The organism is Deinococcus aestuarii, assembly GCF_018863415.1.
GTDB lineage: Bacteria > Deinococcota > Deinococci > Deinococcales > Deinococcaceae > Deinococcus > Deinococcus aestuarii.
Map to the genome: position 1 here is coordinate 153,867 of NZ_JAHKSN010000007.1, position 19,691 is coordinate 173,557.

The 19,691-nt window shown below is 71.4% G+C and carries 19 protein-coding genes and 1 riboswitch; of the genes, 11 read left to right on the plus strand and 8 right to left on the minus strand.

Annotation, left to right across the window (positions count from 1 at the left end):
* Window positions 1-59 precede the first annotated feature (59 nt).
* From IC605_RS11205 to IC605_RS11215, 3 genes are all read right to left on the minus strand, one after another.
* Window positions 60-1,388, minus strand: a complete 1,329-nt coding sequence (locus tag IC605_RS11205) for a glycosyltransferase family 2 protein (protein ID WP_216323430.1) — start codon at window positions 1,386-1,388, stop codon at window positions 60-62.
* Between the two features lie 112 nt (window positions 1,389-1,500).
* Entirely contained in the window at window positions 1,501-2,772 is a 1,272-nt protein-coding gene (locus IC605_RS11210; protein WP_216323432.1) for a glycosyltransferase family 2 protein, read from the minus strand.
* A gap of 188 nt (window positions 2,773-2,960) precedes the next feature.
* Window positions 2,961-4,007, minus strand: a complete 1,047-nt coding sequence (locus IC605_RS11215) for a homoserine O-acetyltransferase family protein (RefSeq protein ID WP_216323435.1) — start codon at window positions 4,005-4,007, stop codon at window positions 2,961-2,963.
* 156 nt (window positions 4,008-4,163) lie between these two features.
* Window positions 4,164-4,270, minus strand: a riboswitch (SAM riboswitch).
* A gap of 368 nt (window positions 4,271-4,638) precedes the next feature.
* On the opposite strand from IC605_RS11215, the gene IC605_RS24615 reads away from it, so the two are divergent.
* The 3 genes from IC605_RS24615 to IC605_RS11225 all read left to right on the plus strand — a co-directional run bounded on the left by IC605_RS24615 (window position 4,639) and on the right by IC605_RS11225 (window position 7,343).
* Entirely contained in the window at window positions 4,639-5,952 is a 1,314-nt protein-coding gene (locus tag IC605_RS24615; protein WP_246580706.1) for a hypothetical protein, read from the plus strand.
* Window positions 5,877-6,710, plus strand: coding sequence for a zinc metalloprotease (locus IC605_RS24620; RefSeq protein WP_246580707.1), 834 nt, complete (start codon window positions 5,877-5,879; stop codon window positions 6,708-6,710). The genes IC605_RS24615 and IC605_RS24620 overlap by 76 nt, the downstream gene beginning before the upstream one ends.
* Before the next feature lie 75 nt (window positions 6,711-6,785).
* Window positions 6,786-7,343, plus strand: a complete 558-nt coding sequence (locus IC605_RS11225) for a hypothetical protein (protein ID WP_216323438.1) — start codon at window positions 6,786-6,788, stop codon at window positions 7,341-7,343.
* Window positions 7,344-7,484: 141 nt separating this feature from the next.
* On the opposite strand, the gene IC605_RS11230 is transcribed toward IC605_RS11225, so the two are convergent.
* The 3 genes from IC605_RS11230 to IC605_RS11240 form a co-directional block, all read right to left on the minus strand.
* On the minus strand, window positions 7,485-7,871 hold the full coding sequence (locus IC605_RS11230) for a Fur family transcriptional regulator (protein ID WP_216323441.1): 387 nt from the start codon (window positions 7,869-7,871) through the stop codon (window positions 7,485-7,487).
* Between the two features lie 83 nt (window positions 7,872-7,954).
* Window positions 7,955-8,827, minus strand: a complete 873-nt coding sequence (locus IC605_RS11235; protein WP_216323444.1) for a hypothetical protein — start codon at window positions 8,825-8,827, stop codon at window positions 7,955-7,957.
* Complete coding sequence (locus tag IC605_RS11240; protein ID WP_216323447.1) at window positions 8,827-9,981, minus strand: phage holin family protein; 1,155 nt, start codon at window positions 9,979-9,981, stop codon at window positions 8,827-8,829. The genes IC605_RS11235 and IC605_RS11240 overlap by 1 nt, the downstream gene beginning before the upstream one ends.
* A gap of 57 nt (window positions 9,982-10,038) precedes the next feature.
* Here IC605_RS11240 and IC605_RS11245 point away from each other — a divergent pair, with 57 nt between their 5' ends.
* The 4 genes from IC605_RS11245 (at window position 10,039) to IC605_RS11260 (ending at window position 15,353) form a co-directional block, all read left to right on the plus strand.
* Window positions 10,039-10,779, plus strand: a complete 741-nt coding sequence (locus tag IC605_RS11245) for a class I SAM-dependent methyltransferase (RefSeq protein WP_216323450.1) — start codon at window positions 10,039-10,041, stop codon at window positions 10,777-10,779.
* A gap of 65 nt (window positions 10,780-10,844) precedes the next feature.
* Window positions 10,845-11,756 carry a phytoene/squalene synthase family protein gene (locus tag IC605_RS11250; RefSeq protein WP_216323453.1) on the plus strand — a complete coding sequence of 304 codons (912 nt, stop codon included), beginning with the start codon at window positions 10,845-10,847 and terminating at the stop codon, window positions 11,754-11,756.
* 197 nt (window positions 11,757-11,953) lie between these two features.
* Window positions 11,954-13,654, plus strand: a complete 1,701-nt coding sequence (gene crtI / locus IC605_RS11255) for a phytoene desaturase family protein (protein WP_216323456.1) — start codon at window positions 11,954-11,956, stop codon at window positions 13,652-13,654.
* 250 nt (window positions 13,655-13,904) lie between these two features.
* Entirely contained in the window at window positions 13,905-15,353 is a 1,449-nt protein-coding gene (locus IC605_RS11260) for an NAD-dependent succinate-semialdehyde dehydrogenase (RefSeq protein WP_216323459.1), read from the plus strand.
* 87 nt (window positions 15,354-15,440) lie between these two features.
* On the opposite strand, the gene IC605_RS11265 is transcribed toward IC605_RS11260, so the two are convergent.
* Complete coding sequence (locus tag IC605_RS11265; RefSeq protein WP_216323462.1) at window positions 15,441-16,286, minus strand: alpha/beta hydrolase; 846 nt, start codon at window positions 16,284-16,286, stop codon at window positions 15,441-15,443.
* 89 nt (window positions 16,287-16,375) lie between these two features.
* Between IC605_RS11265 and IC605_RS11270 the strand changes: the two genes are divergently transcribed.
* Window positions 16,376-16,828, plus strand: coding sequence for an OsmC family protein (locus tag IC605_RS11270; protein ID WP_216323464.1), 453 nt, complete (start codon window positions 16,376-16,378; stop codon window positions 16,826-16,828).
* A gap of 120 nt (window positions 16,829-16,948) precedes the next feature.
* On the plus strand, window positions 16,949-17,506 hold the full coding sequence (locus IC605_RS11275; protein WP_216323467.1) for a P-loop nucleotide/nucleoside kinase family protein: 558 nt from the start codon (window positions 16,949-16,951) through the stop codon (window positions 17,504-17,506).
* Window positions 17,507-17,620: 114 nt separating this feature from the next.
* On the opposite strand, the gene IC605_RS11280 is transcribed toward IC605_RS11275, so the two are convergent.
* Window positions 17,621-17,983: a winged helix-turn-helix transcriptional regulator gene (locus IC605_RS11280; protein ID WP_216323470.1), complete on the minus strand. Its 363-nt coding sequence runs from the start codon at window positions 17,981-17,983 to the stop codon at window positions 17,621-17,623.
* An 88-nt stretch (window positions 17,984-18,071) separates the two neighbouring features.
* On the opposite strand from IC605_RS11280, the gene IC605_RS11285 reads away from it, so the two are divergent.
* The gene (locus IC605_RS11285; RefSeq protein ID WP_216323473.1) at window positions 18,072-18,692 is read left to right on the plus strand and encodes a nitroreductase family protein; all 621 of its coding nucleotides are present in this window, start codon (window positions 18,072-18,074) and stop codon (window positions 18,690-18,692) included.
* A gap of 315 nt (window positions 18,693-19,007) precedes the next feature.
* Window positions 19,008-19,688 (plus strand): hypothetical protein, encoded by a 681-nt coding sequence (locus IC605_RS11290; RefSeq protein ID WP_216323476.1) that lies wholly within the window; start codon window positions 19,008-19,010, stop codon window positions 19,686-19,688.
* Window positions 19,689-19,691 lie beyond the last annotated feature (3 nt).

The window sequence follows — 19,691 nt, forward strand, 5'->3', positions numbered from 1 at the left end:
GGCGAAAAGGGAAGAGGGGACGCCCTGTCCGGGTGGCGTCCCCTCCTCCCCTGTGTTCCTCAGTCGCCCGAGGCCAGGTTGCCCGCCTCCTCGCCCTTCGCGGTGGAGGACTGGACCGGCGCGCGGTCGTCGTGGCGCACGCTCTTGTACCAGACGCGGCGCCCGGTGAAGTGGTTGTAGTACGCCAGCGGCATACTCAGGAAGAGGGCGGCGCTGTAGATCGGCAGGCTCGCCAGGGTGTAGGGAACCGCCCACCAGGAGAGCCGCCGCTCGGCGCGGTACCGCAGCGCCCAGTTCAGTTGCAGGGCCAGGGGCGCGACCGTCAGGAACACCCCGAGCCAGGCCGGGAGGTTCAGGCCGTGCCACCCGAAGGCCCGGCGCAGCGGCTGACTCAGGATGCTCAGCAGCAGCAGCACGTTGAGCCACGGCACGAGGATGAAGTACGAGAAGTCGAGCCGGGTGAGGAGGGAAGCCGGGTGGCGCCACAGCCTCGGCAGATACGTCAGGCACTGCATCGCCCCCTGGGTCCAGCGGGTGCGCTGCCGCACGAAGGGGCCCAAGGCGACGAGCCCCTGCTGCCCCACGTGCGCGGTGAGCAGGGCGATCCGGTGCGAGGGGTCGTGCAGCCTCACCTCGACCGCGCTGGCGAAGTCCTCGAGCAGCACGTCCGGCCAGGGGTCCACCCCGCGCGCGAGCTGCCCGGCCACGTAACTTGCCCGCATACACTGCCCGTTGCCCGTCAGGGACGCCGTGCCCCCCAGGGCCCGCAGCCGCTGGACGTGGCCCACGATGAAGCTCTCCAGGTCCTGCTGGAACAGCAGCATCCGCGCCCACAGCCCGCGGCGCCCGGCAGGGGCCCCGGTCTGCCGGAAGCGCATCCAGCCCTGCGCCGCCATCACGCAGGGGTCGGCGAAGGCTCCCCGCACCTGGGGGGCGAAGTCGGGCCCGACCCGCCCGTCCGCGTCGAGGACCACGAAGACCTCGCGGCTCAGGTCGCTCCCGGCCAGGGGGGGCCCGGCGAGCAGCCGGGCGACCGCCCAGTTCATCGCGCGGCCCTTGTTCTGCCGGGCCTGCGGGAACTCGCGCCGCAGCAGGGTCACGCCCGAATCCTGCGCGGCGAAGCGGGCCACGATCCGGTCGGTGCCGTCGTCGGAGGCGTCGTCGATCACGACCACCCGGGCGTCCGGGACCACCGCGCGCAGGTTCTCCAGGGTCGCCCCGATGACGGGGGCCTCGTTCAGGGCCGGAATCAGGAAGGTCAGGTGGGCGCCCGAGCTGGCGGTGGGCGGTTTGGGGCGCGGCTGGAGCGCGCTGGCGACCTGATGGACGACGTAGAGCAGGAAGAGGATCAGCCCGGTCACGTCCACAACAGAGAGAAAGTTCGTCAAGATTCACCCCGGCGCGGGCCTCGCGGCGCGCACAACTTCCCCACTATGCACACGGGCCCGGGGAACGCAACCACCGCAGGCCACAGTCTCGCCCCCGTTCTTGCTCGTGCGCTCAGGCCTCCGCGTGCCGGGCCGTCTTCACCCAGCCGTGCTGCCCGCGCCAGAAGTTGCGAAAGGCCAGCGGCACGCTGCACGTCATGATCAGGAGGTAGACCGGCATCCCCAGCGCGGCGAAGGCGGCCTGCCGGGGGCTGAGGCGGTTCTCGCGGCTGTAGAGGCGCACCCACAGCAAAGGGACACTCAGGTTCAGGGCCATGAGCTGCACGGTGAGCGGCCAGTTCACGGTGCCGCTGACAAGGTGGTCCACGGTGCGCGCCGGGTAGTACAGCAGCAGCGCCAGGGTCAGGAGGCTGAGCCACGGCTGGGCCAGGAAGTAGGTGAGGTCGAGCCGCGCGCCGAGCGGCATGGGCGTGCGCCAGATGCGGGCGAGCGCGGGCGAGCACTGGAGGTTGCCGTGCGTCCAGCGCGCCCGCTGCCGCAGGAAGCGGCGGACGTCCGTCAGCCCCTGCTGGCTCACCCCCGACTCCAGGAAGACGAGGCGGTGGCGCGGGTTCGTCAGCCGCACCTCCAGCCCGCTGGCGAAGTCCTCGAGCAAGACAGGCGGCCACGGGGCCTGTCCCTCCTCCAGCCTCCCGGCCAGATACGACACCCGCATGAACTGCCCGTTGCCCCCCAGCCCGACGGTGTGCACCCGCTCGCGCAGAAGCTGGATGTGGCGCACCACGTAGAATTCCAGGTCCTGCTGGAGCAGCAGCAGGCGGCCCAGCACCCCGCGCCAGCCGGGGGCCGTCACGCCGCCCTGCCGCACCCGGATGCGCGCCTGCGCGGCGATCACGTGGGAGTCGGCGAAGGCCCGCCGCGCCTCGGGCAGCAGCCCGGCGTCCAGCCGCCCGTCGGCGTCGAAGATCACGAGCACCTGCTCGGTGAGGGGAGCCCCGGACAGCAGGCCGCGGCGCAGAAGCTGGGTCACCCCCCAGTTGAGCGCCTCCCCCTTGCCGCGGCGGGCGTGGGGGAGGCGGCGGCGAAGCAGGGTCGCCGCCGCGTCTTGCGCGGCGAGCGCCCCCACCTCCCCCGCCGTGTGATCCTCGCTGGCGTCGTCGATCACGACCACCCGGGCGTCCGGGGCCACCGCGCGCAGGTTTTGCACCGTGGCCCCGATAACGGGGGCCTCGTTCAGGGCCGGGATCAGGAAGGTGAAGCGCAGGGGCCGCTCGGGTGGTGAGGAGGTCCGGCGCCGGGCCAGCAGCACGCACAGGGAATAGACCAGGTAAAGGGCCATCAGGAACATCCCGAGCCCTTCGATCAGCCGAAAGACAGTCTCCATAGTCGGTGTGTCAACCCCCCCTTGTTGGGTGGGGGCATGTTAAACCACTCCGGGCTACGCTAAAGAGTCTGTCCAGGCCGCACGGCGGAGCTTTTTTGCATGGGCGTCCGCCTCCCCGGGAACGTGGATGGCGACCGAGGCCGGAGCGGGGCGGCCCGTCACCCCCGCTCCGGCCTTCGACGTCGGGATCAGCCCGCGATGAAGGCCCGAACCCGCTCCGGCAACTCGCCCGGGTCCATCAGGAAGGCGTCGTGCCCGTGGGGGCTGTCCAGCTCCCAGTACTCGCCGTTCGGGAGCAGGTCGGCGTAGGCCCGCACCTCGGCGGGCGGGTAGAGCACGTCGCTGGAGATGCCCACGACGAGGACGGGGGCACGGATGGCCCGCAGCTCGGCATCAGTCGGCTGGAAGTGGTCCATCGCCCCCGTGAGGGCGACGTAGGTCCGCTCGCAAAAGCGGGCGCACAGCTTCTCGCCGTGGTGCTCCAGATAGGTCGTGATCGCGGGCGTGCCGGGGCGGCGCGGGCTCTCGCCGGATTGCGTGAGGGCGAGGCTTTGCGGGCTGCGGTAGCTCAGCATGGCGACCATGCGCGCGACCTTGAGCCCCTCCCCGCCGGGGGCGGCCCGGATCGCGCTCCGCGCCGCCGTGTTCAGCCCGACCGCCCACGGCGAGTGCCGCGCGGGCGCCCCGACGATCACCGCCCGCTCCACGAGGTCGGGGCATTCCAGCAGCCAGGCGTAGGCGAGCATCCCGCCCATGCTGGCCCCCACCACCGTCACCCGCCGCACCCCGAGGTGCTCGAGCAGCGCCCGCCCCGCCCGCGCCAGGTCGCGCAGGCTGAGGGGCACGTCCGCCCCGCCCCCCGAGAGTTCCCCGGGCCCGCTGCTCCCAGCGCAGCCCCCCAGCACGTTCGCGCAGATCACGTAGTCGCGCTCTGGATCGAGCGGGCGGCCCTCGCCCAGGAAGTCCGGCCACCACTCGTGCACGGCACTCGTGCCCGTCAGCGCGTGCAGCACGAGCACCGCGTGGTCCCCCGGCGTCCCGTAGGTGTGATACGCCACCCGCACGTCCAGCACGGGCCGCCCGCAGTCGAGGAGCAGCGGCTCCCCCTGAAAGAGCCGCGCCGTCCGCCGCCCGGAGGTCACCTCGGCGGGAGCCGGGGGCCGGGCAGGAAGCGGGGGGTGCGTCAGGGCCGTCACGTGCCACCCCGGGCGGGCGTGGACGAGGGCGGAAAACATCGGTGGGCAGGGTGACACATGCGCGGCGGGCCTCCTCGGGGCCGGAGCCTGGGGGGGTCGGGGGCCGCCGGGCCAGGGCGAGACGCCCCCTCTCGGGGAGGAGAAGGGGCGGGGCGTGTGTCTCCGCGTGACCTTCCCTGATCGGTCCCGCCGAGCGCGTCATCGTTGACGCCGGGGGCGGGCTGGCCTTGGCACCGTGACGCGATGGGGTCCGGTTGCCGCGCCGTCAGCGAGCCAGGTCTCTCGGGCGCTCTGGATAGGGTCGCTCCACGCGGGAGCTGCCGCCCAGGGTAGCAGGGGCGGCGCGCAAGGGTCAAGGTTGGTCGGGTGCCCCCTGGGTTGACCGCGGAGTCCGGGGGGCACAGGGACGCGGCCCAGACAAGCCCCCTGCAAGCAGGCGCCGCGGGTCCGCCCAGAAGAGAAGCCGGGAGCGTCGTGCCCTCCACGGCGCCTGGGCTGATCGGCTCCCCTCCCGGGAGAGCGGACGGAGGGGTCCCGGCCTTCCACCGGCCTCTGCGGCAGCCCGGGTCTTGGCGGCCCCCCGGAAAAGAGGTAAGGTCCACATGGACCCGTCGTCGTTTCGTCGCCGGACGCTCAGGGCGCCTCGGGCGCGCACCCCCTCGGGAGGCCTATGCCCCTTCGCATCGCCGCCGTATCACTGATCAGCCTCTCGCTGCTGGCCGCCTGTGGAGGAGGAGGGACGCCCGGCACCCAGACGGACTTCGGGCGCCTCGTGGCCCTCAAGCCCGGCGTGCAGGACACCCTCCGCACGACCCTCAAGGTGAACGTGGTCTTCGTGGGCTACCGCCAGACCCGGCCCGGCAGCGTGCCCGGCGCGCGGGAGGTGACGACCGCCGACTTCGCCGAGACCCTGCCCAAGACGTACGACACCATCGCCCGCATCCCCAGCGCGTACGGCACCACCGAGCGCACGGGCAACACCTTCGATTACACGTACAACTACGTCTTCGCGGACCAGGCCTTTGAGGACAGCTTCTTTTCCTTCCTGACGCAAAACGGCACGGCGCAGTCTCTGACGAGCCAGCAGGCCCAGTACAACTGCCAGAGCACCCGGGTCACCCGCGTCGAGCCTGGGGACCCGGACACCCTGACGGACGGCTTCGTCTGCCCGACTCCCGCCGCGAACATCAGCCGCGAGATCACGGGCAACCTGGAGATCGACGGCAACCTCACCGAGAACTGGCTGGCCGACAACGCGGGCCAGCTCGGCGTGAACCCCGGCGAGTACACCGTCTTCCTGGTGAACTGGTACGACCGCCCCGACTTCCAGTTCCACTCGTACACCCGCGCGGACGCCATCGACACCGACATCGGCCCGCTGGACGAGGCGGGGCAGTTCGGCAAGCGCGGCAGCCGCCGCCTGATCGCCTGGGGGGGCAGTGTGCGGGAGAGCGCCCCGGCGCAGCGGGTGTGGTTCTACGACCTCTCGGCGAACCCCGACCCCTGGACCGAGGCGTACAATGTGACGAACCGCGACCTCAACGGCGATGGGGTGGAGGACTACCGGATGCCGCCGATCTGGGAGTACGGCACCCGCAAGGACAGCATCGGGTACGCGCGCAAGGTGGGCCCCGACCTCGCCCGGGTGACGCGGTACATCGCGCTCAACCTGCTCTTCACGCCCAGCCCGCTCTACCGGGTGGCCCTCACGCCGCCGCGCCAGCCGGGGGAGATCGAACTCGACGTGCACCTCGAACAGGGCGCCGGGGCCGCCAACCCGCAGGCCGTCTTCGACGTGCCCCTCACGCAAACCCGCGTGGCCCCTTGCAGCCCTTCGCGCGGTTCTCGAACACCGTGCGGCAGCGGCCCCTCAGCGGGGAGCTCGCCCAGGCCTACAAGTGCGTCTTCGTGCTGGAGGAAGAAGACCTCTGCGCGCCCGAGTACCAGGACCCCTTCTTCGAGCGGCTTTTCCAGTTCGGCGTGAACGAGCTGCGCGGCGAGTACCCGTCGGTGCCCCAGGGCCGTTACCTGCTGCCGATCTACGCCTTCAATGCCGCCGAGGATGAGGAGTCGGGGCTGCTCGGCATCGCCCTCGACGACAACCAGACGGGTACCCAGAGCTTCGTGTACTCGTTTCTCTCGCCGGGCTCCATCGCCGCCGGGTTCGGGCTGACCGACACCACCGTCCACGAGGTCGGCCACCACCTCAGCCTCTCTCACCCCCACGACGGCTACGACAGCGAACAGGATATCTCCTACGGCCCGGACGGCCCCTTCCGCTTCGTGGACACCGGGGACGAGAGCCAGACGGTGATGACCTACAACAGCCTCGCCGTCACCTTCGGGCAGTTCAACCTCGACGCCCAGTACCGCTCCCTCACGAGCGCCTACCTCAACAACACCAACGCGGTCCTCGAACTCGCCCGCCGCGCCGGAAAGGTGAACGAGGTCCGGAGCGCCGCCCAGAGCGCGGACGCGGGCTTCGTGCAGGCCAAGGCCCGCTACGACGCCCGGTCGTACTTCGAGGCGGCCGGGCTCGCCCATGGCGGCTACCGCGCGGTGCTGAACGCCGCGCTCTCGGCGGGCGTGGACGTGCAGCCCTACCGCTGGTACGAGAACCTGAACGGCCTCTCGGCGCAGGGCAGGAAGCCGCGCAAGAGCCGGACCTTCCTGCCGCAGCCCGGCGCGGTGATCTTCCCCGAGGAGACCCGGGAGCAGCGCCTCAAGCGCCTCTCGCCCTGAGCCCCCGGCGACCCGGCGGGGAGGTTGGCTCCCCCTCTTCAGCCGTTCATCACCCCGGCTGACTACCCTGGAGGCATGCGACGCGCCCTGTTCCTCGTCTGCCTCATCCTGGGCCCGGCGGCGGCGACGGCCCCCAGCCGGATGGGTGAGCCCTCCCGCAGTGCCTTTTCGAGCGCCCGCGTGATGGAGCAGGCGCGGCCCACGCTCGACCTGCTCGTGACCGTGCGGCTGCTCGACGGGTTGCTGGAACGCGGCGCCCTCGCCCCCGGGGCCGAGGCGAGGGCCGAGCTGCGGGGCGCCCTCGCCGAGTTGCCGACCCGGGCCACCCTGGGGCCCCTCGCCGCCGACCGGACGCTCGCCCGGGTGCGCGGGGCGCTGACGGGGACGCAGCGGGACACGCTCGACGCGGCGCGCGCCGACCTCGAACGCCGCGCCAACCTCAACCTCAGCCGCGCCCGCCTCGCCGCGCCGGGCGGCCCGCCGAACGTGGCCCTGCTGCGCTACGGCTTCATGCTGCCCGGCGGTTTCGCCCTCGCCCGGCAGGTCGCCGCGAATCCCGAACTCAACCCCTTCGCGCGCGCGGGCACGAGCGCCGACGCCTTGGAGCGCGTGCTCGCCCTGCTGGAGGGCTGATCGCGGTCGCAGTGAAGTTGAAGGGACGCAGGTTGTCCCTTCAACTTCACGCAGGGCCGCTCTCCTCACGGGTGCTCGCTCCGCTCGGGCCGGACACGTTGAGGGGAAGACCCTCAACCGGTCCGGCCGCCGCTATGAGGCTCAGGCGAGGGAGGCGCACGCGGGGCAGCGCCCGTAGAGGGTGACCTCGTGCGTCTCCACCACGAAGCCGCCGGGGTACACCGTGCCGCTCGGCAGGGCGACGGGGCAGGTGTGGAGGGTGAAGACACGCCCGCAGCCCGTGCAGGAGAAGTGGTGGTGGTGTCCCCGCCCGGCGGGCTCGTAGCGGGTCTCGCCGTCGAGCGTGACCGGGTGGATGCGCCCCTGCTCGGTGAGCAGCTTGAGGGTGCGGTACACGGTCGCCACGCCCAGCCCCGGCAGGTCCGTCTGCGCCCGCGCGAGCACGTCCCCCACCGCGAGCGGGCCCTCCGCGCCGTCGAGGACGCGGGCGATCACGTCGCGCTGGCGGGTGCTGCGGGTCGCGGTCATGGGTCCAGGCTAACAGAGCCCGGCGGGCGTGACCCAAAAAAACCCACCTTTGCGGGGTGGGTTCTTCCGGGGAGAGAGGGGGTTCAGGAGATGTTCGGGTTGACCTTCTCCTGGGGCGCGATGGGGCTGCCCTGCGCCTTGGCCTCCACCGGGCCCTGCGGCTTGGGCAGGTCGCTCGCCGTCACGCCGAGGGTCTGGGGCCCGGTCACGCCGGCGGGTTCGGGAGGGCCGCCCGCCTGGGACACATCCGCCGCCTCGGTGTTCTCCCGCTTCAGAAAACCCGCCACGCCCCCCGTGCGTGCCTGTTGCGAGGGGTCGTCCCCGCCGGGCGGACGGGCGGGAATCACCGGCTGCATGTGGGCCCTGCCCCCCTTGACGGGCGTGCCCGCCCACTCGGGCACCGGGCGGTCCTGGGCGGCCCCGGTCTGCGCCGGACGCGCCAGCACCGAACGGGGCCGGGCCGTCTGGGCCCGTGTGGTCTGGCCCTGGGCGGGCTGGCCCTGAGTCGGCTGGGCCCGGACGGTCTGGGGACGCGCCGCCTGGGGCTGCCCGCCGGACGAGGGTGGTTGCCCCGCCCGTTCGAGCATGGTGTTTGCCATCTCCTCCAGCTTGGGCTGGAGCACCCGGTCGCGCAGGACCTTGAAGGCCAGGGTGCCCAGGGTCGCCACGAGCGCGCCGCCCACGCCGCCCCCGCCCTGATGTTTCTTCTGGGCGTTGATCAGGGCTTTCTGGTGCTTTTCCGGGCTGGTGGCGTCCACGTAGATCTTCTTGCTGCGGCGCAGTTGCCGCCCGGCGACCACCCCGATCAACGCCCCGACCGCCGAGGCGCCCCCGAGCATCTTCAGGGGCTCTTTTTGCATCTGCACCTGGAGGTTGGTGCGCTCGGCGAGGGCGTCCACGCTCGCCCTGAGCCGGGCGCGGGCCTCCTCACGCTCGTCGCGGTAGCTGCCCGTCATCAGTACCCCTCCTTCTTCATGTCGTCCTGGAACGTGGGCTCGGTGCTCACGCTGATGCCGGGAGCGTCCTTGAGGACCACCGGGTGCCGGACGTTGGGGTCGGGCTGGTCGTGCCCGCCGTGGCCGCCCGCCCCCGCGTCGTGGGACTCGCTGCCGTCGAGCTTCTTGTTCAGGCCGCTGCCGTAGACCTGCGGCTCGCCGCTCTCGGTCGCCTCGTACACGGGGAGCCGCACCTCACCCGCGTCGGTGCCGCGCAGCGCGGTCCCCTGCGAGACGGCCGCCTGCTCGGTCAGGGGCGTCTTGATCCCCTCGCCCCGGTCGCTGGCGTTGACCCCGGCGTCCCCCGAGGTGAAGCCCGAGGTGCTCACGCCCGGCCGCACGACCCCGCGCTGGCGGTCTTCCTCCATCTCGTGCTGGATGGCGTTGCCGCGCGTGCCGGTGTTCGGCAACCCGCCGCTGCGCACGTTCTCCCGCTGGTCGGACGTGTCGGGCGACCCCGCCGCCAGCCCGCCGCTCCCCGGATCGCGCCGCACCGGGCCGGTGTACCCCGCCCCTGCGCCGCCCGTGCCCGTGCCCGCCGTGCCCGAGCTGCTCTCCCCGGTGCTCAGGTTGACCGTCGTGACCGCCGCGGTCGCTCCCGCCGCCGTCCCCGTCACCGCCGCGCCGGGTGCCGAGCGCACGGTCACCTGGGGCGGGCTGCCAAGCACCACGGTCTTGTCGCTCTGATCCGTCTGGCCCCGGGCCCGGGCGGTCTGCTCGGCCTGGTAACGGGCTTCCAGCTCCTCGTCCTCGGTCATGGGGCCGCCGCGCGTGCGCAGGCCCTCCTCCTGCGGAACCTGGGCGCTCAGGCGCTTCAGGCCGAGGAAGATCAGGGCGCCGGTCAGGGCGAAGCCCAGCAGGGCGATGAGCAGGGCGGCGGCCCACGCGCCGAGGCCCAGACGAATCAGGCCGTAGAAGACGGCGAGAATCAGGAAGACCAACCCCAGCACGAGCGGGCCGACCGACGCGAGGAGCAGCACCACGCCGATTCCCTTGGCCTTGACGACCGCCGTCACCTGTCCGAGCAGGTTGCGGACTTCTGCCTTCACGAGCGTGACGCCCGCGTCGAACACGTCGACGAGTGCGCCCCCCATGCTCTTGCGTTCTTCTTGCATGCGTTCCTCCACGGGCCACAGGCCCCCGCAAAAAGGGGAGCCGACTCCGCCAGCATAATGAACCCCATGACGAGCCCGCGCCAGAGCAAAGAAACCCTGAACCTCGCGCCCGGGCCCGTAACGCCGCTCCTCACCGCCGCCCAGCGCAGCAATCTCTTGTCCCTCACGGCGCGCGGCTACCCGCTCTGGCGGTCGCGTTCCCTCACCCTGCTCACCGGGCAACCCTTCGGCCTGGCGCGCGAGGCGGCCCTCTTCCGCACCCTGTGCCGTCCCCGGCCCGGCGAGCGCTGGCTCGACGCGGGCACGAGCGCGGGCTTTTACGCCGGGGTGCTGGCGCGCTCGGGCTGCCGGGTCCTCGCCGCCGACCTCAGCGCCCCCATGCTCGCCGAGGGCGCCCGCCGTGAGCCTGACCCCGGCATCGACTGGCTGCTGACCAACCTGGAGGCGAGCGGCCTGCCGGGTGCGGGCTTTGACGGGGTAGCGGTGGGCGCCACCCTCAACGAGACGCAGGACCCGGCCCGCCTGCTCGCCGAACTCGCGCGCCTGACCCGCCCGGGGGGGCAACTGTGGCTGATGTACGTGGGCCGCACGGGGGGCCCCCTCCAGCGGGCGCTGGGCCGGCCCGCGCTGGGCGGCCTGACCTTCCCCGACCCCGCCTGGGTGGCCCGGCAGCTTCCGGGCTGGACCCGCACGGACGGCCTGCGGGTGGGCGTGGTGGTGTTCGAGCGGTACGTGAGGGGAGGCGCAGACCCCGCAGATCCCACGCGCCCGCCCGGCGGCCTTGTCAGTAATCTGTAAGAAAGCGTGACGTTCGCGCCCGCGCCGCCCGCTTACACTCGGCTGCAAAGGAGCCTTCCCTGACCGTGACCTCTGCCCCCGCCGCCCCCCACCCCCCGCCCCGGCTGGAGGAGGCGGTCGCCCACTGCCGGGAGGTCACGCGCGAGCACAGCAAGACCTTTTACCTGGGCTCGCGGCTCTTTCCTCCTCGCCAGCGCGAGGCCGTCTGGGCCGTCTACGCCGCCTGCCGCGACGGCGACGACGCGGTGGACGAGTGGACGGGCGCCCAGGCCGAGCGGGGCCTGGAGCGCTGGTGGGACCGGGTGCAGGGGGCCTTTGCGGGGGCGCCCGCCTCCCACCCCATCGACACGGCCCTTGCCTGGGCCGCCGTCCAGCACCCCATCCCGCTCTCGGCCTTCGCGGAGCTGCACGAGGGGCTGCGGATGGACCTCGGCGGCTTCGAGTACCGCGACATGGACGACCTCGCGCTGTACTGCCGCCGGGTCGCCGGGGTCGTCGGCTTCATGATCGCGCCCATCAGCGGCTACAGCGGCGGCGAGCGGACCCTCCACCACGCACTGATGCTCGGCCAGGCGATGCAGCTCACCAATATCCTGCGCGACGTGGGCGAGGACCTGGAGCGCGGCCGGGTGTATCTCCCCGCCTCGCTGCTGGACGAGTACGGGGTCAGCCGGGCCACCCTGGAGCGCGGGCTGCGCTCCGGCGTCGTCACGCCCGAGTACCGCGCCCTGATCACCCACCTCTCCGGCCTCGCCCGCGAGTGGTACGAGGAGGGGAGACGGGGCATTCCCTGCCTGCACGGCAGCGCCCGCCTCGCCGTGCAGGCCGCCGCCCGGGCGTACGAGGGGATTTTGGACGACCTCGCGCGCGGCGACTACGACAACTTCCGCCGCCGGGCGCACGTCAGCGGCACCCGCAAGCTCTTGATGCTGCCCCAGGCGTGGTGGGAGTTGCGGGGGGCGGCGGCGCGGGCGTGAGGGGGAGCTGGAGCCCTGGTACCCCTCCCCCTTGAGGGGGGGTGAACGCAGACGACCTGCGGCGCCGCAGGAAGGGCAGGCAAGGCATCCTGCCAGGCGCGGAGTTGGTCACACGTCCCCTCACCCCGGCCCTCTCCCGCAAGGGGAGAGGGAGAAAAGATAAGTTATTGCCGTTTTCTTCGGCGCAAGGAACCTCTATGTCCCACACCAAACGCAAGACTGCACTCATCATCGGCTCGGGCTTCGGCGGGCTGAGCCTCGGCATCCGGCTGCAAAGCCTGGGGTTCGACACGACCATCCTGGAGAAGCTCGACGCGCCGGGCGGGCGGGCCTATCAGAAACGCACGCCGGGCGGGTACGTCTTCGACATGGGGCCGACCGTGATCACGGTGCCGCACTTCATCGAGGAGCTGTTCGCGCTGGAGCGTGACAGGGGAATGCTCGCCGAGCCCGACTACCCCGAATACGTGCTGACCGGCGAGCGGGTCCGTGAGGGCGAGAGCGGCGGGCCGCGCACGCGGGAGTACGTCAAGCTCGTGCCGATCTTGCCCTTCTACCGCATCTACTTCGACGACGGCACCTTCTTCGACTACGACGGCGACCCCGAGTCCACCCGGCGCCAGATTCAGGCCCTCGCCCCGAACGATCTCGCTGGGTATGAACGTTTCCACGCCGACGCGGAGGCCATCTTCAAACGCGGTTTCCTCGAACTCGGCTACACGCACTTCGGGGACCTGCCCACGATGCTGCGGGTGGTGCCCGACCTGCTCAGGCTCGACGCGGTGCGCACGCTCTTTTCCTTCACCAGCCGTTATTTCGAGTCGCCGAAACTGCGGCAGGTCTTCTCCTTCGAGCCGCTGCTGGTGGGCGGCAATCCGCTGAGCGTGCCCGCGATCTACGCGATGATCCACTTCGTCGAGAAGACGTGGGGCATCCACTACGCGATGGGCGGCACGGGTGAACTCGTGCGGGCCTTCGTCCGGAAGTTCGGGGAACTCGGCGGGCACATCCGTTACGGGGCGGAGGTGGAGGAGATTCTGGTCACCGACGACCGGGGCCGTCCCGTCCGCCGCCCGGTCGGCAGGCGGGCCGCGCGGGGCGTGCGGCTGACGAACGACGAGGAGTTGCACGCCGACCTCGTGGTGAGCAACGGCGACTGGGCCAACACTTACCTGAAGAGGGTCCCCCCGCAGGCGCGGCTCGTGAACACCGACCTGCGCGTGCGGGCCGCCAAACAGAGCATGAGCCTCCTTGTCGTCTACTTCGGCTTCCGCGACGACGGGCGTCCCCTCGACCTGCGGCACCACAACATCATCCTGGGGCCGCGCTACGAGGAACTCCTCCGGGAAATCTTCGGCGAGCGCGTCCTCGGCGTGGACTTCAGCCAGTATCTCCACGTGCCGACGCTGACCGACCCGTCCCTGGCTCCCCCCGGCCACCACGCCGCCTACACGCTGATCCCGGTCCCGCACAACGGCAGCGGCCTGAACTGGGAGGTCGAGGGGCCCAGGCTCGTCGAGCGCGTCTTCGAGTTTCTGGAGGAGCGCGGATACATCCCCAACCTGCGGGCCCGCCTGACCCACCGCGAGTTCATCACGCCGGACTACTTCGAGGGCACGCTCGACGCCTACCTGGGGAACGCCTTCGGGCCCGAGCCGATCCTCGCCCAGAGCGCCTACTTCCGGCCCCACAACCGCTCCGAGGACGTGCTAAACCTCTACCTTGTCGGCGCGGGGGCGCAACCCGGCGGCGGCACCCCCAGCGTGATGATGAGCGCGAAGATGACGGCGCGGCTGATCGCGCAGGACTTCGGCATCCACCCGGAGATCAGGGATGGGGTGCCGCAAGGGGAGAGGGCGGACCGGACGGGACCGGAGGCGGCGGGCGCGGCGGACTGAGGGGCGGGAGGAGGCTCCACCCGCGCGGGCGGGTCTCCTTTCTCCCCGTGACCCGGTGCCCTTTCCCGAAGGGTGAACGGGCCAGCCTCCCCGGACGCCCTCACCATCGGGGGCGGTGCGGCGTTCCAGACTGGGAGCATCCCCGGGAAGGTGCCCACCACGCGGGACGCCCCGCGGGCGCACGCCGGACCCGGGTGCCTTCTTCCTCTCCCACGCGCGGCGCGACCGCCCGCGGAAAGTGAGCCCCTTCATGACTACCCTTCTTGGCGATCCCGTCACCCGCACCCGCGCCTACTTCGACGGCGAGTGGCGCGCGGCCCCCCGCACCTTCGAGGTCTTCTACCCCGGCACCCTGGAGAGCATCGGCGCGGTGGCCGACTGCACCGCCGACGACGCCCGCCGCGCCATCGACGCCGCCGAGGTCGCGCTGAAGGAGTGGCGGAAGGTGGGTCCCTACCAGCGCGGCCAGATTCTCCGCAAGTGGCACGACCTGATGTTCGAGCACAAGGAGGAACTCGCCCGCCTGATGACGCTGGAGATGGGCAAGCCGATCAGCGAGACGCGCGGCGAGGTGCATTACGCGGCGAGCTTCATCGAGTGGTGCTCGGAGGAGGCCGGGCGCATCAGCGGCGAGCGGATTTCCATGCGGATGGGGAACAAGCGCGGCTTCACGGCCTCCGAGCCCGTGGGCATCGTGTACGCGGTGACGCCCTGGAACTTCCCGGCGGGGATGATCACCCGCAAGGCCGCCCCTGCGCTCGCCGCCGGGTGCGTGATGATCCTCAAGCCCGCCGAGCAGAGCCCCATGACGGCCCTCTACCTCGCCGAGCTGTGGCTGGAGGCGGGCGGCCCGGCGGACACCTTCCAGGTCCTCCCCACGAATGACGCCGCCGCCCTCACCGCCCCCTTCATGGAGGACGAGCGGGTGCGCAAGCTCACCTTCACGGGCTCCACGGCGGTCGGCCGGCTGCTGTACACCCAGGCGGCGAAGACCATCAAGCGCGTGTCCCTCGAGCTCGGCGGGCACGCGCCCTTCCTGATCTTCGCGGACGCCGACCTGGAGCGAGCCGCCCGCGAGGTCGTCGGCTCCAAGTTCCGCAACGCCGGGCAGACCTGCATCAGCACCAACCGGGTCTACGTGCAGCGCGAGGTCGCCGACGAATTCACCCGCATCCTCACCGAGAAGACCGCCCGGCTGAGGCTCGGCGATCCGTTGCAAGACGACACGGGCGTGGGCCCGGTGGTCGAGCAGGCGGGGCTCGACAAGGTGCGTGCCCACGTCGAGGACGCCCTGAGCCGGGGAGCGCGGGCCACGGTGGGCGGCCGCGTGGAGGAGGGCCTGTACTTCCAACCCACCGTCCTGACCGACGTGGCCCCGGACAGCCTGATCCTGCGCGAGGAGACCTTCGGCCCGGTGGCCCCCGTGGTGGTCTTCGACACCGAGGAGGAGGGGCTGCGCCTGGCGAACGACTCCGAATACGGCCTCGCCGCCTACGCCTACACCCGCGACCTCTCCCGCGCGTGGCGCGTGGCCGAGGCGCTGGAATACGGCATCGTCGGCATCAACGACGGGGTGCCGAGCGCCGGGGCCCCCCACGTCCCCTTCGGCGGGATGAAAAACAGCGGCGTGGGCCGCGAGGGCGGGCACTGGGGGCTCGACGAGTACCTGGAGACGAAGTTCATCAGCATGGGGGTGTAGGGAGCCGTCAGCGGTCAGCTTTCAGCCGTCAGCAACAACAGGGGAGGGGCTGTTCCAGCAGGGGGCCCTTTCGCCTGTTTCACGGGTTCAGGGCTGACGGCTTCTCTCCCCCAGCCACTCCACGATCCAGCCCAGCACCTCCTCGCGCGGCTCGTCGTTGAGCAGCTCGTGGTAGCCGCCCTCGACGAGGCGCAGGGTCTTGTCCTCAGAGGCGATGGCGTTGATAAAACGGCGGGTGCCGTTCACGTCGGTGATGCGGTCGGCGGTGCCGTGGACGGCGAGGGTGGGCAGCCGCCAGCGGGCGTACAGCGGCCAGAGGGCCGTGCTCAGCCGCAGCATGGAGGCGGCGGTGAGGGCCGGAACCTTGCCCTGGTAGATGCCCGTGTCCGATCCATAGGCGCTCACCTCGTCGGCGAGGCGCGACAGGCCCTCGCTCCCCAGCGCGGTGACGGGCGTGTTCGGGGCCACGCGGGCGATCACCGGGGCGAGCGCCTTCATCCACGCGGGCTGGTCCTCGCCGATGAGTAAGGCCGGGCTGCTCAGGATCACGCCGCTCAGGCCCCGTGGATCGCGCGCCACGCTCGCCGCCGTGATCAGCCCGCCCAGCGAGTGCCCGAAGGTGAAGAGGGGCAGCCCCCCCGTCCGCAGCGCCTCCCGCGCGAGCAGGTGGTCCTCGACGAGCGTATGAGCGTCCACGACCGCCCGCCGCCCGTCCGAGCTGCCATGCCCGCGCAGGTCGCAGGCGTACACGTTCAGCCCCGCGCCGACGAGCGCCGGGATCAGGCGGTGGTACTTCTCCACGTAGCGGCCCGCGTACTCCCCGAACCCGTGGGTCAGGAGAACGGCGGCGCGCGGCTCCGGGGCGGGCCACAGGTACCCCCGGACGGGCGCACCCGACTCCCAGGCGGAAGGCTCCCAGCTCATGTTGTGCATGGGCTCCAGTGTAGGACCCGCCGCCCCCGGCGCGGACATGAAGCTGATCTAAACACGCCGCGAAATAGATTGGGCGCAAACTATCGGGCATGGCAGACATTGCACGCAAGGCGAACGCCCAGTGGTCCGGCGACGTGATGAAGGGACAGGGCACCGTCAGCACCGGCTCGGGCGTGTTGCAGGAGACCCAGTACTCCTTCAAGACCCGTTTCGAGAACGGCGTCGGCACCAACCCCGAGGAACTGCTCGCCGCCTCGCACGCGGGCTGCTTCACGATGCAGCTCTCGGCGCTGTTGACCCAGGCGGGCCACGCCCCCGAGGAGTTGCACACCGACGCCACCTGCGAGATGGTGCGCGAGGGCGCGGGCTTCAAGGTCAGCACCATGCGGCTCAAGGTCAGCGGGCGGGTCAGCGGCATGGATCAGGCGGGGTTCGAGGGGATGGTCGCCCAGGCCGCCCAGGTGTGCCCTATCAGCCAGGTCATGAAGGGCAACGTGGAGATCACCCACGAGGCGATGCTGGAGCAGCCGGTGGGCTCGTAAACGCCGGAGGTTAACGTCAAGGCCCCTGCCCCGGCGGGGGCTTTTCTGTTCGCCGATTGCCTCCCGGCTGAGCCAGTCGCTTCAGCGGGAACGCCAGGCTTTCTCGCTAGTCTGCGGCGTATGGCTCCCACCGTCTGTCACCTCGTCGGTCCTCCCGGCAGCGGGAAGAGGACCGTCGGCCTTCACCTGGCCGCCCTGACGGGCGCGGTACTGCTGGACAACCACCTGTTCAACGACGCCGTGTTCAAACCCTACGGGGCAGATGGGGTGCGGCCCATCCCAGCCGAGATTCACGCCCTGGCCGCCCAGGTGCGGACCCTGGGCCTGGAGGCCGCCCGGCTCGCCCCCCGGGACGTGAGCCAGATCTTCACGAGTTACCTCACCCGCCGCCCTTCCGGCCCCGCCGCGTTGCAACGGGTGCGTGACCTCGCGGCGCGGCGGGGGGCGGTGTACGTTCCCGTGTGGCTGGAATGCCCCGAGGAAGAATTGGCGCGTCGGCTGCCCCTTCCCGAGCGTCGGGAGCGGGCGAAGATGCGCGACCCTGAAGGGCTCCACGCTCTTCTCCGGGAGTCCGGCATCCTCCCGCCCCCACCCGACGCCATCCGTATCGACACGTCGGCACTCGCCCCGGCGGACGCGGCCCTCTTGATCGCGTCGCACGCCGGGGCGCTGTTCTAGGAGCGGTCAGCCGTCAGCTTTCGGCCATCAGCAGGCCCGGGAGGGCCCCTGCTGAAGCAAAGCGTTCAAGGGCTCGTGTGCTGACGGCTGGCCGCCGAGAACTGACCGCTTCCCTCACGCCGAACGTGCGGGGGCGCAGTCGGTCTCGGTCTCCTCCTGCGAGAGGTGCGCCCGGCCCCAGGTGCCGATGGCGTCGATCACGCCCTGAAGCTCGCGCCCGGCGGGGGTGAGGGTGTAGACGCTGCGGGCGAGCTTGCCCTGTGTTTCCTCGGTGCGCTTGCCGATCAGCCCGAGGCTTTCCAGGTGTTCCAGGCGTTGCGTGAGGGTGGCGCTGTTGCAGCCGCCGACGGCGCGGGCGAGTTCGTTGAACCCCTTCTCGCCGTCCAGCAGCGCCCGGACGATGTGCAGCACCCACTTCTCCTGCAACACGCCGATGGCCCGGTAGACCGGACAAAAACCAGTGTGTGCGGTGCCCATGTCCCCACTCTACACCCTGCGGATGAGCAAAGTGGAAGGTCAATCACACCGCTTGACTTTTCAAAGCACTTGGGAATACCATATGCACATGACGGTTACGCAGACCCGCCCCCTGAGCGCCACCGAAGCCATCGAGACCCGGCGCAGCATCCGCACCTTCGTGCAAGAACCCCTTGACCAGAACGACCTGCGCGAGATCCTGCGCCTGGCGAGCCTCGCCCCGAGTGCCTGGAACGCCCAGACCTGGAGATTTGCGGTCGTGCAGGACCCGCAGCTCAAGGAACGGCTTCAGGAGGCCGCCTACGGCCAGAAGCAGATCACGAACGCCCCCGCCGTGATCGTGGTGTACAGCGATATGGAGGACACCCTCCAGACCGTCGAGGAGACCGCCCACCCCGGCATGGGCGAGCAGGGCCGCACCGGCCAGCGCCAGACCTTCGACCGCGTGTTCGGCGCGCAGGAGGAGGCCCAGCGCGGGCAGTGGGGGCTGGCGCAGGCGAACATCGCCTTCGGCTTCCTGATGATCGCCGCCCGCGGCCTGGGCTACGACACGGTGCCCATGCTCGGCTTCGATCCCGCGAAGGTGCGCGAGATTCTGGGTCTGCCCGCGCACGTGCAGTTCGCCGGGCTGCTGCCGGTCGGCAAGCGCGCCGAGGAAGGCTTCCCCCACCACCGCCACAGCGTGGACCGCATCGCCAAGTTCTACTGAAGCGGTCAGCCCACAGCAGTCAGCGATCAGCCGCTCCCTTCGGGGGGCGGTTTTTCGTTGCCTGGGTGATCCCTCTGTAAACAGCGCGTGGCTCCTGGGGCCCTGACGTTGCGGGTATGTCCCCGCCCCTGCACCGCCAGGATTGGTCCGGGGTGACGCGGGCTGCGGTTCTGGTGGTTTTTCCCTCGCGGGGAGGGGAGACGTGCGGGTCGTCGTCGCCGAGATTCCCCTCCTGCGGGCGCAAGCGTTCGTGGAAGCGGGAGAGGTGGGTGGGCGGGTCCCGCTCACTCCGGGTTGACCTGCTAGCCTCTCCCCGTGCCTGACCGCATCCTGAGCCACTCGGAGATGTGCCTGCGCGAGGGTATCCCCCTGCGGCGCGGCATGAACTTCCGCGTGCGGGGCGGGCACAGCGTCCTCCTGATGTCGGTGCGGCCCGGCGCCCCCTACCGCGACGAACTGAGCGGGGACGGCACGGTGCTGCGCTACGAGGGCCACGACGCGCCGCGCCCCAGGACGGGCGGCCTGGACCCCAAGACGGTGGACCAGCCCCTCCAGACCCCGAACGGCCAGCCCACCCAGAACGGCCTCTTCTTCGGGGCCGCCCTCGCCGCGCGGGCCGGGGACGCGCCGCCCGAGCGGGTGCGGGTGTACGAGAAGCTGCGCCCCGGCCTCTGGACCGACCACGGCGTCTTTCACCTCGTGGACGCCGCCCAGGAGCACGACGGCACCCGCCACGTCTTCGTCTTCCGCCTGGAGGCCGTGCAGGGGGAGGCGGAGGGCGCCGTCCCCGTGCCCGCCCACCCCGGGAGTCGGCGCGTGATTCCCGGCGGGGTCAAGCTCGCCGTGTGGAACCGGGACGGCGGGGGGTGTGCGGAGTGCGGCGCGGACGAGGACCTGCATTTCGCTCTCCTCCGGCCCTCGGCAGGGGCCACACCCGAAAACGTGCGGCTCCTGTGCACGCGGCACGACCCGGGGGAGGACGACCGGAGCGGCTGAGGC

Excerpts from the sequence above, each read along its gene's own strand:
- IC605_RS11275 (WP_216323467.1), top strand. The coding sequence starts at position 16,949 with ATGGCTCCCACCGTCTGTCACCTCGTCGGTCCTCCCGGCAGCGGGAAG.
- IC605_RS11240 (WP_216323447.1), bottom strand. The coding sequence starts at position 9,981 with ATGCAAGAAGAACGCAAGAGCATGGGGGGCGCACTCGTCGACGTGTTC.
- IC605_RS11230 (WP_216323441.1), bottom strand. The coding sequence starts at position 7,871 with ATGACCGCGACCCGCAGCACCCGCCAGCGCGACGTGATCGCCCGCGTC.
- IC605_RS11270 (WP_216323464.1), top strand. The coding sequence starts at position 16,376 with ATGGCAGACATTGCACGCAAGGCGAACGCCCAGTGGTCCGGCGACGTG.
- IC605_RS11225 (WP_216323438.1), top strand. The coding sequence starts at position 6,786 with ATGCGACGCGCCCTGTTCCTCGTCTGCCTCATCCTGGGCCCGGCGGCG.
- IC605_RS11235 (WP_216323444.1), bottom strand. The coding sequence starts at position 8,827 with ATGACGGGCAGCTACCGCGACGAGCGTGAGGAGGCCCGCGCCCGGCTC.
- IC605_RS11280 (WP_216323470.1), bottom strand. The coding sequence starts at position 17,983 with ATGGGCACCGCACACACTGGTTTTTGTCCGGTCTACCGGGCCATCGGC.
- IC605_RS24615 (WP_246580706.1), top strand. The coding sequence starts at position 4,639 with ATGCCCCTTCGCATCGCCGCCGTATCACTGATCAGCCTCTCGCTGCTG.
- IC605_RS11260 (WP_216323459.1), top strand. The coding sequence starts at position 13,905 with ATGACTACCCTTCTTGGCGATCCCGTCACCCGCACCCGCGCCTACTTC.
- IC605_RS11285 (WP_216323473.1), top strand. The coding sequence starts at position 18,072 with ATGACGGTTACGCAGACCCGCCCCCTGAGCGCCACCGAAGCCATCGAG.
- crtI (WP_216323456.1), top strand. The coding sequence starts at position 11,954 with ATGTCCCACACCAAACGCAAGACTGCACTCATCATCGGCTCGGGCTTC.
- IC605_RS11265 (WP_216323462.1), bottom strand. The coding sequence starts at position 16,286 with ATGCACAACATGAGCTGGGAGCCTTCCGCCTGGGAGTCGGGTGCGCCC.
- IC605_RS11210 (WP_216323432.1), bottom strand. The coding sequence starts at position 2,772 with ATGGAGACTGTCTTTCGGCTGATCGAAGGGCTCGGGATGTTCCTGATG.
- IC605_RS11245 (WP_216323450.1), top strand. The coding sequence starts at position 10,039 with ATGAACCCCATGACGAGCCCGCGCCAGAGCAAAGAAACCCTGAACCTC.
- IC605_RS11215 (WP_216323435.1), bottom strand. The coding sequence starts at position 4,007 with ATGTTTTCCGCCCTCGTCCACGCCCGCCCGGGGTGGCACGTGACGGCC.